This is a genomic window from Pseudobutyrivibrio sp. LB2011 (assembly GCF_000701765.1).
GTDB lineage: Bacteria > Bacillota > Clostridia > Lachnospirales > Lachnospiraceae > Pseudobutyrivibrio > Pseudobutyrivibrio ruminis.
Genome location: NZ_JNJS01000002.1, coordinates 296,984 through 311,454 on the forward strand (window position 1 = coordinate 296,984; position 14,471 = coordinate 311,454).

The following is a 14,471-nucleotide window of genomic DNA, read 5'->3' on the forward strand; positions in this document are numbered from 1 at the left end:
GACAATTATATATTGTCCACGAGTTTTATTTATTTTAATTAAAGAAAGGGAGTATTATATGTTAGCAGAAATACTAGCTATAGTAATTTTTATTTCTATGTTTGTGCTTATTGTTTGGGATAGATTTCCTAAGCATTACGTTACTCTTGGCTGCGGAGCCTTGACCAGCATTTTTGTTTTCGGTGTTGGAATGAGAAGCGTAGAAGCATTTGTTAACACTCTGGCGATAGGAGGTATTTTCAAACCATCTTTTTGGTATGAAGCAGGAGAATCTGCAGAGCAGACATCAGGCGTCAACTGGGCTACAATCATTTTCCTTTGGGGAATGATGATCATGGTTGAAGGAATGGCTGAAGCAGGATTCTTTGATTGGCTTTGTCTCAAGATTGCAAAGCTTGCTCACTTTGAGCCAGTTAGAATATTCGTTGCATTTATGATTCTTTCATCTGTACTTGCAATGTTTATCGATTCAATTACAGTAATTTTGTTCCTTGCAGCAGTTACTATCAGATTGGCGAGAACACTTAGGTTCAACCCAATTCCAGTTATCATGGCAGAAATCTTTTGTGCCAACCTAGGCGGAAGTGCCACTATGTGTGGAGATCCACCAAACATTATCATTGGTACATCATTGGGATTATCATTCTCAGATTTCTTAATGAACACAGGTGCAATTGGTGCAGTTTCACTTGTTATCATCATTCTCTATTTCTATTTCACAATGAGAAATAGATTACAGGATCCAGCAGACAAAGTTGATCCAGCAACTATCGATGTTGAAATTAAAATCGATAACATGAAAGAGTTCTTAACAAGCACAATCATTTTTGCAACAGCAGTTGTATTGCTTGTAACACATGCTACAACAGGACTTACAGTAGCATTCATCGGTACATTTATTGCAATCATCACACTTGCAACTTCAGGACGCAAGGCATGGACTCTTCTTAAGAGAGTTGACTACCACACATTATTATTCTTCATTGGATTGTTTATTGTAGTAGGTGGTCTTGAGGAGACTGGTGTACTTGTTGTCATAGCAGAATTTATTGCAAAGGTATCAGGTGGAAATGCTTACCTCATGATTGCAATTATCCTTTGGGTAAGTGCTTTTGCATCAGCATTCATCGACAACATTCCATTCTCAGCAACAATGATTCCAGTTATCCGTACATTGGCTGCTACAACAGGTGTTGATTTGTCTACAATGGCATGGACACTTGCAATCGGAACAGATATCGGTGGAAGCATGACACCAATCGGTGCCAGCGCAAATGTTGTTGGTATATCTACAGCAGGTAAGGAAGGTTATCCTATCAGCTGGGCTACATACTGTAAGGAGCTAGTTCCAGGAACAATCATCGTTCTAGCAGTATCCATGATCAGCATTTTTGTAAGATATTTCTAAAGCTTATAAACTCGACTTCTTTGCTTGAATCAATTAGAATATAAGTATAAATCAATACTGCAGGAGGAAACTTATGGGGCAGTTTATTATTTCAGTAGGTAGAGAGTACGGAAGCGGTGGACACGAAATTGCTTCCAGATTGGCGGAAAAGTTTAATGTACCACTTTACGACCGCAACATGCTTGATCAAATGGCGGAAAGAAATGGTATAGATGCTGAGGAGCTTCACAAGCACGAAGAAACCAAGCGTCAGGGATTAACCAGGACAGTTAGGGGACATTCTTCAAGTGTGCAGGATCAAATCGCACAGCTTCAGTTCGACTTCATCAGAAACAAGGCAGAAAGCGGAGAAAGCTTTGTTGTAGTCGGACGTTGTTCAGAAAATGTATTGAGAGATTTTCCTGGGCTAATTTCTATTTTCGTTAGAGGTGAAGAGGAGGCAAAGACAGAACGTATCTGTCGTTTGTATAAACTCAACAAACTTGAAGCCAAAGCAAAGATGTTCAGACATGATAAAAAACGTAAGGCATATCACAACTACTATTCAAAAATGAAATGGGGCGACAGTAGAGGATATGACTTCTGCGTGAATAGCTCGCTTATGGGTGTAGAGGCAACAGCGGACGCCTTGTACGCAATGATTTCAGAGTATTTAAAGAACAAAGCAGAGCAGTAAAGTTTAGGGGATATGGGGAATAATGTATAGTGTTTTTTTAGTTGAGGATGAGATTGTCATTCGAGACGGATTAAAGGCCAGCTTCCCATGGGAGCAATATGGCTTTGCATATGTTGGTGATGCCGCCGATGGGGAGGTGGCGTTGCCTCTTATTAGACAGACAAAGCCTGATGTTTTAATCACAGACATCAGGATGCCTTTCATGGACGGAATCTCTCTGTCCAAAATGATCAAAAAGGAACTTCCTAATACAAGAATCATTATCATCAGTGGTTTCGATGATTTTTCTTATGCCCAGGAAGCAATCAGCATTGGCGTAGATAATTATCTTTTAAAGCCTATCACAAAGGATAAGCTTGGGGATGTTATGAACGATGCCAAAAGTAAGCTTGATAAAGAAAATGAGCGAGACAAATATCTAGATCAATTCAAAGCGGAAAGTCAGGAATACGAACAGTTCGCCAGAGTAAGATTTTTTAATCAATTGGTTAGTGGAACTATGTCCGTATCTGAGGTTTATGAGAAGTCTGAGGAGCTTGGTCTTTCGTTGGACACTACTCATTACAACCTTGTTCTTTTGGATTTTACCCCAATGACAGGAATGCATACAGCACCAGTGTATTCAAAGCACATGGCTCGTTTGTCAGAACAGCTGATGCAGTATCTAAAATGCTGCCCAGAATACATTGTGTTCCATTGGAATATGGATACCTATGCGATTATTGTTAAGGGCGATGAATCCACAATCGAAAGTAATACAACTAATTTAATAGAAAATATCAATCGTAGATGTATGGTCTATGATGACGAAATACATTGGTATTTGGCACAAAGTGGTGTGATAACTAGACTGTCGGAGTTTGCAAAAGCCTGTCAGCAAGCAAACAAACGACTTAGCTGTCGATTTATTAATCCGGATGGTCATATCTTCACAGAGCAGGATGTAGAGTCTATGCGCTCATTTGGCGAGGATAGTGCAAACACAATCGACCAGCGACTTGTCATGCTTTTCCTTGAAAACGCCGGCGAATCTGAGATAGATGATTTCCTTGATAACATTGTAAATCAGCAGACGAAAAGTGCATTGAGTTCTAGCATATTCTGTAAATATTTTGCTATGACTATGTACATGTGCGTTTGTGATTATCTGAAAAAACTTGGTGTTGATTCAGATAATGTTTTGGATTCAAGCACAAGAGGAAACTTGGAAAAGGTTACAAGTGACTCAGTATTGAATGTTGTTTCAGATATGTTTAGAGCGGCTATTGCAAAGAGAAAGGATTTGGTAGGCAACCAGTCAAAGTCACAGCTTTCTGCGGCAATTAATTATGTAAACGAGCATTACTGTGATTCAAGCTTGAGCCTTAATGAGGTGGCGAAAGAAATAAATATTTCTCCTAGCTATTTGTCTGCAATGTTCTCAAGAGAAAATAAAACTACCTTTGTTGAATATATTACATCAAAGCGCATGGAGCATGCCAAGGAATTGCTTTTAAATACAAAGGAGAAGACCTCTGCAGTTGCAGAAAAGGTGGGCTATAAGGACCCACATTACTTTAGTTATATTTTCAAGAAAACTTATGGAATTAGCCCTAAGGAATTCAGAGCGAAAGGGCAGGGAGTATGAGTGCTGAAGTAACAAACAAAAAGCAAAAGCCTTCTATGAGCGTTATGCTTAGAAGGTTAATAGTGGTTATTTTTGTACCTATGAGTATCGTAATTGCGGTACTCATAGGTCTCTTATGTTGGAATGCTTTTCAATATAGAACAATTCTTCATAATGTTACAGCTGCATCTGCATTCAACCAGGATTTCAAAAGTGATGTAGATTTAAAAATGTTCTACTACGTTAGTGATAGTGCTTATGCAGATGGAAAGCCAACAGAAGAGGTTGAAAAAGCCAGGGAGCTTGCGGAGCGTCTTTTAGAGCAAACCACAGAAAAAGATAGTATTGATTCCATAGAGTCGGTGCGAGATTTGTGCATAACCTTGGAAACCAGAATGGAAGAGGTGGATAATGCTGAGACTTATGATGAGGGAATGACTCAGCTGGAAAACAATATCTACATTCTGACAGATTTGATTCAGACATACATGTACGATTATTTATATTATGAATCAGTTCATCTTAGTGAGCTTCAGGAAGAGATTACCACACAGGTTGAGTACATTCTTATAGGAACAGTTGCGGTGTTTGTAATAGTGGTGTTTCTGATTATCTTTTATGTTGCAAAGATTACAGAAGCTATCACTTCACCTCTCACAAAGCTGGCAGGTCGTGTGAACGATATTACAAAAGGGGATTTCGAACCAAAGACTCCTGTTGACGCAGCCCAGGCAGAAATACAAACTCTGTCAGATGGTTTTGAGGAGATGGTTGGAAAGCTAAATACTCTTATTCAGGAAAATAAGAGGGCTGAGCGAAGAAAGCGACATGCAGAGCTTGAACTTTTGCAAGCTCAGATTAATCCTCATTTTTTGTATAATACTTTGGATACAATCATCTGGTTAATCGAGGCTGATAAAAAAGAAGAGAGTATAAAGATGGTTAGTGATCTTTCTGATTTCTTCCGTTTTTGCTTAAGCCGAGGAAAGGATATCATCTCTCTTCAAGAGGAAGAAAAGCATGTCCTCAGCTATTTGGCAATTCAGAAAACCAGATATCAGGATAGAATGGATTATCAGGTAAATATACCTGAAAGTCTTTATGGGTATTCAGTACCAAAGCTTACGCTTCAGCCACTTGTTGAAAACAGTATTTATCATGGAATAAAGCTTCAGCGCGAGAAGGGCTCAATAAAAGTTGAAGCGGTGGATTTGGATGACAGAATTGAGCTTGTAGTAAAGGACAATGGTGCGGGCATGACGGAAGAACGATTGCAGGAGATGAGGGCCGCAATCGTAAATGGGGAAAAGATAGGATTTGGTCTGCGCACAGTTCATGAGCGAGTGCAGCTTTTGTTTGGTGAGGAATATGGTCTTACAATTTCCAGCACAGAGGGAGTTGGAACCACAATCACTGTAGTCATTCCAAAACAGAAGCATGATGAGAAGGGGATAATCAATGTTTAGGAAAAAGAGGGTTTTAAGCTTTATATTGGCTTGTATAGTCCTGGCAACTTTTATCAGCTGCGGAGCCTCAAAAAAGACTGAGGAGGCAGAGGATGAAAGCTCGGACTTAATAGTGGTGGGCTTTTCTCAGCCAGGTGCAGAATCAGCATGGAGAGTGGCGCTTACTGATTCAGTCAAAGAATCTTTTTCAGAGGCGAAGGGCTACAAGCTGATTTATAAGGATGGCCAGTCAAAGCAGGATAATCAGATTCGCGATATTCGTACTTTTATCCAGCAAGGCGTGGATTACATCATTCTTAGTCCTATAGTGGAAACAGGATGGGACACTGTTTTATCAGAGGCCAAGCAGGCAGGCATTCCTGTAATTATCTGCGATAGAAATGTAAATGTATCAAATGAAGCTTTATATACAGCATTCGTTGGCTCAGATTTTAAATCGCAGGGAGAAGCTGCAGTAGCATATTTGGAAAAGTTGTATGATTCTGATGGTGATGGGGTGACTGAGGATTTAAATATAGTCCACATTCAAGGCACACTGGAATCATCGGCCCAGCTAGGTAGGTCCAAGGCTTTGGAAAAAGCTATAGAAGAACACGACAACTGGAACATCGTTGCGGAAGATTGTGGTGAGTTTACCAAAGCTAAAGCCAGAGAGATAATGGAGAACACATTGGAGGAAGTAAATCCAAGTGATATTGATGTGCTTTATTGCGAAAACGATGAAGAGGCAATGGGTGCAATAGCAGCGCTAAATGAAGCTGGTATCAAGTATGGCTTGGGAAGCAAAATTACTGTGGTTTCATTTGATGCCACGAGAAATGCATTGGAGCTTTGCATGAATGGTCAGATAAATTTTGTAGTGGAATGTAATCCTCTGCAGGGGCCATATTTGTACAACATAGTTAATATGCTAAATCAGGGCAAGACGGTTCCTAAAATAACTTATGTTGATGAGAATACCTTTACACCTGATGAATTGACAGAGGACTACATCCAAAATAGAAAATATTAATTAGCCTTAAATGGAATGGTGACAGATTTGCTGTTACCATTCTTTTTTATTTCCATGATTGCATTAGCACATTCCTTACCCAATGATTTGGATGGGGTCAGGCTAGATGTAAAAATTGGAAATGTGCCATCGCCGGTGATGTTAGGATCGTCCACATAAACAGCTGATACTGTATCATAGGCATATTTCAAAAAACGATTGATGCCAGCAGTGGTTCGTGAGTTGACACCCTGTGGATCGTGGTAGTTACAAAAATGAAAACTGTTATCCATTATTTCAAGATTGGCGTCGCGGACAGCATCAGTGAAACCAGAAAATGCTTGGATGGAAGAATAATTGTCATTAATAAAAATACCGCCAAGCTTTTTATGACCACGATTAATAAGGTGACGAGCCATCTGGTAGCCTCTACCGTAATTATCTACAGAGATAATTACAGGATTATAGATAGTTGAAGGTGCATTATCTATAAAAACAATAGGAAGCTGGCGTTTGCATTGAAGCTGAAGCAAATCGGCATTTGTGGATGGAAAATTAGAACGAGCCATCATAATAATCAGCCCTGCATAAATATCGTTCATAAGTAGTTGCAGGTACTGACGTTCCAGCTGATAGCTGTTTTGGGTGCTATGGAACTCCACTTCAAAACCATTTTTCATAAGCATAGAACTGATATCAGAAAAAACATCAGTGAAAACCGCATCCTTATTGTTTGGTAACAGCACCATTACAGTTTTACTTTTTGAATTATCACTTTTGGCAATTACCGTATTTCCGCTACCCCAATGTTTATCGATGATACCCTGCTCCACAAGCAAATCCAAAGCTTGCCTTACTGTGGAACGACTAACCTTGTATTCTTTTGCTAATTCTACCTCAGTAGGAAGCTTTGAGCCGATAGGGTATTTATTTTCCAGTATGTCAGTGTTTAATTTATTTTTTAATGAAATATATTTTGGAATCATAAAATTTCACCTTTAATCATAAGAGTTTCCACGTTATCTATAAAAATTCTAACATATGTCAATGAAAATTGGTATGAAATTTATCAATAGTGAAAACATACCAATCATAAATTTTCCACATTTCTTTCAAAAAAATTTCACGGTGAAAACGAATATAGGGGAAATGTTTGTGAATTGGTATGGGAAATATCAAAAAGAAGAATATTGGTACTATCGCATTCTTAGAAAGCCTTGAAATTAGGGTGATTTTATTGTTGCATTTTTTAGCCTTTGCTAAATTAATTATAGAAAATAAAAAACAACCAGGAATAAGGGGCCTGGTAAGGAGAAGGAAGGAGAAAAACCTTATGAAAAAAAGAATAGTAGCAGGAATGCTCGTAAGCCTTATGGCTGCATCAATGGTAGCTTGTGGTGGCGCATCAGACACAGCTTCAACAGATACATCATCTGACACAGCTGCAGCTGAGACAACAGAGGATGCTGGAAGTGATGATGCAGCAGCAAGCGGTGATTTAATCACAGTTGGATTCGCACAGGTTGGTCATGAGTCAGATTGGCGTACAGCTTCAACAAACTCAGTACAGGCTGCATTCTCAGAGGAGAATGGATATGACCTCCAGTTCGTTGATTGCGATAATGACTCAGCAACACAGATCGAAGCAGTTCGTCAGTTCATCCAGGATGATGTTGATTACATCGTAATCGATCCTATCGTTTCAACAGGTTGGGACACAGTTCTTACAGAGTGTGAGGATGCTGGTATTCCAGTAATCGTTATCGATAGAACAATTGATGATTCAGACAAGTATGTTTCATGGGTTGGTTCAGAATTCATGAACGAAGGTCTTGCAGCTGGTACATGGTTAAAGGATTACGCTGAGGCTAAGGGCATTTCAGACCTCAACATCCTTGTAATCGAAGGTTCTAATGGTTCATCTGCTCAGATCGGACGTACAGATGGATTCAAGAAGATCGCTGATGCTGAAGGTTGGACAATCCTTGATTCACAGGATGGTGACTTCACACAGGATGGTGGACAGCAGGTTATGGAATCATACTGCAAGTCTTATGAAGGCAAGTTCAACGTTGTTGTTTGCCAGAACGATAACGAAGCATTTGGTGCTATGGATGCTATGAAGGCAGCTGGTGTTTCTTATGGTGTAGACAAAGACGTTATCCTTATTTCTTTCGACGCTTGCAAGGCAGGTCTTGAGTATGTAGAGTCAGGCGATATCAATGCAGACTTCATGTGCTACCCACTTCAGGGTGAGTATTGTGCAGACATCGTTCAGCAGCTTGAGTCTGGTGCAACAGTTGCAAAGCAGACATTCATGACAGAGCCATGGTACGTTGCTGAGGATATCCTTTCAAGCATCACATACACAAACAATGCAGGTGAAGAGGTTACAGAAGATCTTGTAGTTGTAACAGACGCAGCATCACAGGCAAGCTACTAAATCGTATTAACATGTAATGCAAATAGGGGAAGGGCAATTCCTTCCCCTTTATTTAAAAAGGAAAGGTTGAAGAATTATGGATGAAAATTTGTTGATCACAATGCGAGATATCTCTAAGTCCTTTCCCGGAGTTAAAGCTTTGGATCATGCTCAATTTACCCTGAGAAAGGGTGAAATACATGCACTGATGGGAGAAAATGGTGCGGGAAAATCAACACTGATTAAGGTGTTGACTGGTGTATATTCTCTTGACGCAGGTGAAATCCACGTTGCTGGAGTTGATGGACCTGTAATTAATCATTCAACATTAGAAGCCCAGGAAAAGGGCATTGCAACAGTTTATCAAGAAGTAAACCTCTGTCCAAACCTCACTGTTGCAGAAAACTTATTTATCGGCCGTGAGCCAAAAACAAAAATAGGAACCATCGATTGGCGAACAATGAATAAGAGAGCCAAGGAAATAATGGATGGTTTGGAAATTAATATTGATGTAACTATTGCTCTTGAAAATTATTCTCTTGCAATCCAGCAGATGATAGCTATTGCAAGAGCTGTAGATATGGACTGTAAGGTTCTAATCCTTGATGAGCCAACATCATCACTTGATGATAACGAAGTAGAAAAGCTCTTTAAGGTAATGCGTGACTTGAAAGCAAAGGGAGTTGGAATAATATTTGTAACTCATTTCTTGGAGCAGGTATATGAGGTATGCGATACTATCACTGTTCTCAGAAATGGCGAGTTTGCAGGAGAGTACACAGTTGAGGAGATGCCACGTGTCAAGCTTGTAGCGGCAATGCTTGGTAAGGATTTTGATGATTTGGCATCTATCAAAAAGGAAGGGGCAGAACACACATCTTATGAAGTTGTTGTGGAAGCCAAAGGCCTTAGCCATAAGGGAACAATCAAACCATTTGATTTTGAAATTAAGAAAGGTGAGGTTGTTGGTGTTACAGGACTTTTGGGATCTGGTCGTTCAGAAATGGTTCGTTGCATCTACGGTGCTGATAAAGCTCAAACTGGTACTCTGAAAATGAAAGGCAAAAATCTTAATGTAAAAGAACCTCTTGATGCTATCAAAGCAGGCATGGGATATTTGCCAGATGATAGAAAGGCTGACGGCTGTATAGGCGACCTTTCAGTAAGGGAGAATATAATTCTTGCCCTTCAGGCTAGAAACGGAATGTTCAAAAAGATTCCTGTTTCAAAACAAAATGAACTTGCAGACAAGTTTATCGACATGCTTCAAATCAAGACAGCATCTCGTGAAACTCCTATTAATCAATTGTCAGGTGGTAATCAACAAAAGGTTATCCTTGCAAGATGGTTATGCACACATCCTGATTTCTTAATTTTGGATGAGCCAACCAGAGGTATTGATATTGGAACAAAGACAGAGTTCCAGAAGTTGGCTTTGAAATTTGCGGAAGAAGAGGGAATGAGCATTGTATTTATTTCCTCTGAAATTGAAGAAATGCTTCGTACATGCTCAAGAATGTACGTAATGCGCGATGGCGCCCAGGTTGGAGAAATTACTGAAAATCTTAACCAAGAAACAGTCATGGCAGCCATAGCAGGAGGTGCAGAATAATGGAAAACTTTAAGAAATTAACAAAACAACCACTATTCCTACCAATCTTCTGTATGATTTTGGTTTTGCTTATCAACTTGATTAAGAGCCCTGCATTCTTTTCAATCAAGATACAGGATGGTGTTTTGTTTGGACGTTTAATCGATATTTTGAACCGTGGTTCAGAAATCGCAATCCTTGCAGTAGGACAGACACTTGTAGTTGCAGTTTCAGCAGGTACTGATATTTCCGTTGGTTCAGTAATGTCATTATCAGCATGTAGCTGCTGTATGTTACTTGCAGGCTACGGCAACAACTCAGTAAACGAGCTGATGGTTCCAATGGGAATCGGAATGCTTTTCGGTGTACTTATGGGTGGTGTCTGCGGTGCAATGAACGGTGCTTTGGTATCAAAGTTAAAGATACAACCAATGGTCGCAACCTTGATTTTATTTACGGCGGCACGAGCAATCGGTTTGTTACTTTGCAACAACCAGATTACGTATATACGATATGAGCCATACAAATATTTAGGTAATTTCCTTCCGGGATGCCCAATACCTACACCAGTATTTGTGGCAGCATTAGTAATCATAATAGTAACTATTCTTTTAAAGAAAACGGCACTTGGACTTTATATCCAGTCAGTTGGTATCAACAGCAGAGCAGCTAGAATTTCTGGTATCAACTCAGATGTAATTTGCTTTATCTGCTACCTTGTTTGTGGTATCTGTGCTGGTATCGCAGGTATTGTAGCTTCATCAAGAATCTACTCAGCAGATTCGAACAACATTGGTCTTAACTACGAATTGGATGCCATCCTTGCAGTAGCACTTGGTGGCAACTCACTTGGTGGTGGTAAATTCAACCTTGCTGGCTCAATCATTGGTGCTTACACAATCCAGGCAATTACAACAACACTTCTTGCTATGGGTGTTTCAACAGATAAGGCTCCAGTGTTTAAGGCTATCATCGTTATCATAATCGTAGTAGTGCAGGCTCCTGCATTCAAAGCCTACATGGCAGCAAGAAAGGCCCAGAAGGCTCACATAAAGGAGGCAGCATAATGAAGACGAGAAGAAAATTAGATCCAAATACAGTTTTAATATTTATCACAATCGGCCTCTTCATATTTATGTATATCGTAGGCTGCCTGATTTATCAGGATAAAGGTTTTGGAAACTTACAGACATTCCTAAATATCCTTATCAACAATGCTGGTCTTATCTGCGTAACCTGTGGAATGACATGTGTTATGTTGACAGGCGGAATTGATATTTCAGTTGGTTCAGTTATCGCCATGGACTGTATGTTACTTGTTTATGGCATGACAGAATGGCACATGGGTGCTGTTCCAATGGTAATTCTTGTTCTTGTAATTGGCCTTGTATTTGGCGCAGTTCAGGGATTCTTAGTTGGATATTTAGAGATACAGCCATTCATTGTAACAATGGCGGGCATGTTCTTTGGAAGAGGTATGACAGCAGTTATCTGCTCTGGTCAGATTTCTATTACAGAAGCTGACAACCCAGTATTCTATGCTTGGGCAAATTCAAAAATCAATCTTCCAGAGTTCCTTGGAAAGGTTAACAAGCATGGTAAGGTAGTTGTTCCTTACATGAGACCAACAGTTGTTATTGCCCTTGTTGTACTTGTAATTATCTTCTTGATGTTAAAGTACACAAAGTTTGGACGTAACCTTTACGCTGTTGGTGGAAACCAGACATCAGCAACAATGATGGGCTTGAATGTTAAAAAGACAAGAATGCTTTCACATATTCTTTCATCATTCCTTTGTTCAATCGGTGGTATCCTCTACTGCTTGAACACAATGTCAGGTTCAGTAAACCAGGCAAAGGGTCTTGAAATGGATGCTATTGCATCAGCCGTTATCGGTGGAACACTTCTTACAGGTGGTGTAGGAAACGTAATCGGATCACTATTCGGTGTTCTCATCAACGGTACAATCACAGTACTAGTTAATACAAACGGAAAGCTCCTTTCTAGTTGGGCAAACATAGCAACGGCAGCACTCCTTTGTATTTTCATAATCCTTCAGTCGGTATTTGCCTTAGTTAAGGCACGCCGCAATAAGTAACTTTCTTTTTCTAACAAAATCCTTCAACATGGAAAAGGCGGGTGCGTTCTGTGCCTGCTTTTTTCATGCTTATTCACTGTTATTTCATATTATTTCCCCTGAAAATGAAGTATTATATATTTGACAATGATGTTTTTTAGAGGAGAAAAACATGGCTAAAAGTGATTTTAAAGATAGTTTAAAAAAGCAGATGCTTACTATGACGTTAGTTCCTGTAGTATTGCTTACTGTGGCAATTATTGTGACAAGCGTAAGTATTGTAAGAGCGTCAATCACTAATCAGATTGAGGATGAATTAATTCATGATGCAGAATTGATAGGCTTTGTTTTTGATGATTTTTATGTTGGCGATTATAGAATAGAAGAAACAGGCGAAGAAGGGGAAATAGAGATTTATAAGGGCGAACAAAAGCTCAATGGAGAAGACACTCTTATAGCAACCATGTCTGATTTTCTTGATATCGATGTTTCTATTTTTATAGAAGATACAAGAATTCTTACAACTCTTAAGGATGACGAAGGCAATAGTGCCATGGGTACAAAGGCTGCAGCAGTTGTTAAAAATGAAGTTTTAAAAACTGGTGAAAGTGTATTCTACGATAATGTGGTCGTATATAATAAGAAGAGTTTTGCATACTATACAGTCTTAAAGGATGAAAAAGATGAAGTCATTGGTATGATTGCTGTATGTCGTTCAGCGGAAGATGTTCAAGAAGAGGTCTTCAAATATGTACTTCCTATTATTGCTATATGTGTAGTGGTGGCAGTATTCTTTGGATTCATTATGGTTCATGAAGGCAATAAGCTGGCAGGCAGAATTTTCAAAATGGACAAATATATGAACCGCCTTGCCAATGGCGAATTTGATTTCGAAATGCCACGAGAACTCATAGCAAAAGATGATGAGATAAAGCATTTGGCCACAGATGGTAAGAGGATGGCAGGCTCACTAAAGAAGCTTGTAGAATATGATGCTCTTACTGAGCTCAACAATCGTCGTTCAGCTGATAAGAAGCTGGAAGAAATCAGAGTGAAGGCAGTAGAAATGGGAAATAAGTATTGCGTCTGTATTTCAGATATTGATTTCTTTAAAAAGGTTAACGACACCTATGGCCATGAAATTGGTGATGTGATTCTTAAATCAGTAGCAGACAAACTGAAGGCAGGCATGGTAGGTAAAGGCTTCTCAGCTCGTTGGGGTGGTGAGGAATTCCTTCTCATTTTTGAGAACCGGGAGCTGGATATCGCCAGAAGAGAGCTTTCCATGATTATGGATGAAGTTCGCACTATTTATATTCCAGACACAGATCGCCAAATCACTATGAGTTTTGGACTTACCGCTCTTGTCCCCGGTGAAACCACAGATGAAACATTAAAGCGCGCTGACGACAACCTATATGAAGCCAAGGAAACAGGCCGTAACCAGATTATATGTAAATAGTGAATGGAATAAAGGGTGCTAGATATTATGAAACTAAGAAATGTACTCATAGTTGTAAAAGATATAGAAGCTTCAAAGAAGTATTATCATGATTTGTTTGGACTGGATATGCTTCTAGATAATGATGGAAACATGATTCTGACAGAAGGCTTGGTTCTTCAGGATGAGAAGATATGGAACAGTTTTATTAATAAGGATATAGTTCATAGAAATAATTCCTGTGAATTATATTTTGAAGAAAGGGATATTGAGGCTTTTATTGAAAAGCTGGAAAAGTTGTATCCTGATACTATATATGTTAACGAGCTGATGACACATAGCTGGGGACAAAAGGTTGTGCGTTTCTATGATCTAGATGGCAATTTGATTGAGGTTGGTACACCAATGTAGATAATTATATACATAGACTTGACTCTAATTGGAAACCGTGATAAGCTAACTGAGTTTTTGAAAAAAGTGTGAAATTTGTAATGAAAGGAAGAAGGTTAGCATGAGAATTAGAGATTTTATTGAAGAGTTAAGTCAGTATGATCAGGATATTGAGCTTGTAATAGATGTAGATGGAACTTTTGTTACTCCATCAGTTAATAGAGAAGTTGTTCATTTTAAGCATGATTTCTCGGGAATCGCATTTAAGGATGAGGCAATTGTTCTCGCAAAGCGTAAATAGTATATGGGTGAATTCAGGGTCTGGCGAAAGCTAGACCTTTTTGTGTATATAGATAGAAGACATAATAAAGAGATTATTTATTAATTGAGGGTATAAGATTTT

At 39.2% G+C, this 14,471-nt stretch carries 13 protein-coding genes; 12 read left to right on the plus strand and 1 reads right to left on the minus strand.

Translation table 11 applies throughout. The annotated features are described in order from the left end of the window. The first annotated feature begins 58 nt into the window (after positions 1-58). The 5 genes from T375_RS04865 to T375_RS04885 all read left to right on the plus strand — a co-directional run bounded on the left by T375_RS04865 (position 59) and on the right by T375_RS04885 (position 6,168). Positions 59-1,408, plus strand: a complete 1,350-nt coding sequence (locus T375_RS04865) for an ArsB/NhaD family transporter (RefSeq protein WP_044935688.1) — start codon at positions 59-61, stop codon at positions 1,406-1,408. Positions 1,409-1,481: 73 nt separating this feature from the next. Next, positions 1,482-2,084 carry a cytidylate kinase-like family protein gene (locus T375_RS04870; RefSeq protein ID WP_044935691.1) on the plus strand — a complete coding sequence of 201 codons (603 nt, stop codon included), beginning with the start codon at positions 1,482-1,484 and terminating at the stop codon, positions 2,082-2,084. A gap of 22 nt (positions 2,085-2,106) precedes the next feature. Next, positions 2,107-3,711, plus strand: coding sequence for a response regulator transcription factor (locus T375_RS04875; RefSeq protein WP_044935693.1), 1,605 nt, complete (start codon positions 2,107-2,109; stop codon positions 3,709-3,711). Further along, positions 3,708-5,156, plus strand: a complete 1,449-nt coding sequence (locus tag T375_RS04880; RefSeq protein ID WP_044935696.1) for a sensor histidine kinase — start codon at positions 3,708-3,710, stop codon at positions 5,154-5,156. The genes T375_RS04875 and T375_RS04880 overlap by 4 nt, the downstream gene beginning before the upstream one ends. Next, positions 5,149-6,168 (plus strand): ABC transporter substrate-binding protein, encoded by a 1,020-nt coding sequence (locus T375_RS04885; RefSeq protein ID WP_044935699.1) that lies wholly within the window; start codon positions 5,149-5,151, stop codon positions 6,166-6,168. The genes T375_RS04880 and T375_RS04885 overlap by 8 nt, the downstream gene beginning before the upstream one ends. Here the strand turns inward: T375_RS04885 and T375_RS04890 are convergent. Then, on the minus strand, positions 6,165-7,133 hold the full coding sequence (locus T375_RS04890) for a GntR family transcriptional regulator (protein ID WP_044935702.1): 969 nt from the start codon (positions 7,131-7,133) through the stop codon (positions 6,165-6,167). The genes T375_RS04885 and T375_RS04890 overlap by 4 nt on opposite strands. A 347-nt stretch (positions 7,134-7,480) precedes the next feature. Here T375_RS04890 and T375_RS04900 point away from each other — a divergent pair, with 347 nt between their 5' ends. From T375_RS04900 to T375_RS04930, 7 genes are all read left to right on the plus strand, one after another. Next, complete coding sequence (locus T375_RS04900; RefSeq protein WP_044935707.1) at positions 7,481-8,590, plus strand: ABC transporter substrate-binding protein; 1,110 nt, start codon at positions 7,481-7,483, stop codon at positions 8,588-8,590. Between the two features lie 76 nt (positions 8,591-8,666). Then, a complete protein-coding gene (locus T375_RS04905) occupies positions 8,667-10,181 on the plus strand; it encodes a sugar ABC transporter ATP-binding protein (protein ID WP_044935710.1) in 1,515 nt (504 codons plus the stop codon). Further along, complete coding sequence (locus T375_RS04910; RefSeq protein ID WP_044935713.1) at positions 10,181-11,227, plus strand: ABC transporter permease; 1,047 nt, start codon at positions 10,181-10,183, stop codon at positions 11,225-11,227. The genes T375_RS04905 and T375_RS04910 overlap by 1 nt, the downstream gene beginning before the upstream one ends. Then, positions 11,227-12,258, plus strand: a complete 1,032-nt coding sequence (locus tag T375_RS04915; protein ID WP_044935715.1) for an ABC transporter permease subunit — start codon at positions 11,227-11,229, stop codon at positions 12,256-12,258. Before T375_RS04910 ends, T375_RS04915 begins: the two co-directional genes overlap by 1 nt. 151 nt (positions 12,259-12,409) lie before the next feature. After that, positions 12,410-13,699, plus strand: a complete 1,290-nt coding sequence (locus tag T375_RS13135) for a diguanylate cyclase domain-containing protein (RefSeq protein ID WP_049960298.1) — start codon at positions 12,410-12,412, stop codon at positions 13,697-13,699. A gap of 27 nt (positions 13,700-13,726) precedes the next feature. Next, complete coding sequence (locus tag T375_RS04925; RefSeq protein WP_044935718.1) at positions 13,727-14,089, plus strand: VOC family protein; 363 nt, start codon at positions 13,727-13,729, stop codon at positions 14,087-14,089. 100 nt (positions 14,090-14,189) lie between these two features. Next, positions 14,190-14,369 carry a hypothetical protein gene (locus T375_RS04930; RefSeq protein WP_044935721.1) on the plus strand — a complete coding sequence of 60 codons (180 nt, stop codon included), beginning with the start codon at positions 14,190-14,192 and terminating at the stop codon, positions 14,367-14,369. Positions 14,370-14,471 lie beyond the last annotated feature (102 nt).